The following is a 1,246-nucleotide window of genomic DNA, read 5'->3' as shown; positions in this document are numbered from 1 at the left end:
TGACGAGGTGGGTGTGGTCGGGGTGGTCTTGGTTGAGCCAGTTCTGGAGGCGGGTGAGGGTGTGTTCGGCGAGTTGGTGGGCGTCGGTGAGGGGGTCGCCGGTGGGGGTGGTGTCGTCGGGGCGGACGATGAGGATGTCGGGGGTGGGGGTGTCGGTGGTGGGGGATTCGGGGGTGACGGGGACCCACTCCAGCACCAACGGTGAGTAGCTGTTGGACACCAGCTTCGCCGCGTCGACCGGTCGCGTGGCCAGGGCACCGACCGTGAGGACCGGCTTGCCGTCCGGGTCCGTCGCGGACAGGGCGATCGTGGCGTCGTCCGCGAGCGTCATCCGGACGCGGAGCCCTCGCGCGCCGGAGCCGTGGAGACTGACGCCGGACCAGGAGAACGGCAGCTCCAGGTCGGTGTCCTCGCCGGTGGACGCGAGTCGCGCGTGGAGCGCCGCGTCGAGCAGCGCCGGGTGGAGGCCGAAGCCGGCCTCGCTGACCTCCTCGGTCAGCTCCACTTCGGCGTACAGGGCGTTCCCGTCCTGCCAGGCGGCCCGGAGGCCCTGGAACGCGGGTCCGTAGGTGTAGCCGCGGTCGGCCAGTCGCCCGTAGAGGTCCGTGATCGTCAGGCGCGTGGCGGTCGGGGGCGGCCAGGCCGCGTGCGTCGGCGTCGGCGGTGCCGGCGGTGCCTCGGGTGCGAGGACGCCGGTGGCGTGCCGGATCCACTCGGCGTCGCCGAGCCGGGAATGGATCGTGAAGGGCCGACTGCCGTCATCGCCGGGGGAGTTGACCTGGATCTGCAGGTCGACCGTGCCGCGCTCGGGCACGAGCAGCGGGTTGTCGAGGGTGATGTCCTCGGCATGGGTGCAGCCGACCGCGGACGCTGCCCGCAGGGCGATGTCGAGGAACGCGGTGCCGGGGAGCAGGACGGTGTCCTGCACGGCGTGGTCGCCCAGCCAGGGCTGGGCGTCGAGGGAGATCCGCCCGGTGAGCACCAGGGCGTCGCTGCCCGGCAGTTCGATGGCGCCGCCCACCAGCGGGTGTCCGGTCCCGTGCCGTCCGAAGTCGCCCGAGTCGGCGACCGGGTGGAGCCAGTACTGCTGGTGTTGGAAGGGGTAGGTGGGGAGGGGGGTGTGGGGGGTGGTGGGTGTGGTGGTGGGGGGTTTGGTGGTGGGGGTGTTGTGGGTCCAGGTGTGGGCGAGGGCGGTCGCCAGTTGGGATGGGCCGCCGTGGTTGCGGCGGAGGGTGCCGGTGGTGGT

Annotated in this window: 1 protein-coding gene; it reads right to left on the bottom strand. The window is 72.6% G+C overall.

All coding sequences use genetic code 11. The annotated features are described in order from the left end of the window. The coding region (locus ABZ449_RS42180) for a polyketide synthase dehydratase domain-containing protein (RefSeq protein ID WP_360357482.1) at positions 1-1,246 on the bottom strand (1,246 nt) is incomplete at both ends.

The sequence above is a fragment of the Kitasatospora sp. NPDC005856 genome, from assembly GCF_040629945.1.
Lineage (GTDB): Bacteria > Actinomycetota > Actinomycetes > Streptomycetales > Streptomycetaceae > Kitasatospora.
This window is presented reverse-complemented; position numbering and strand designations above follow the sequence as displayed.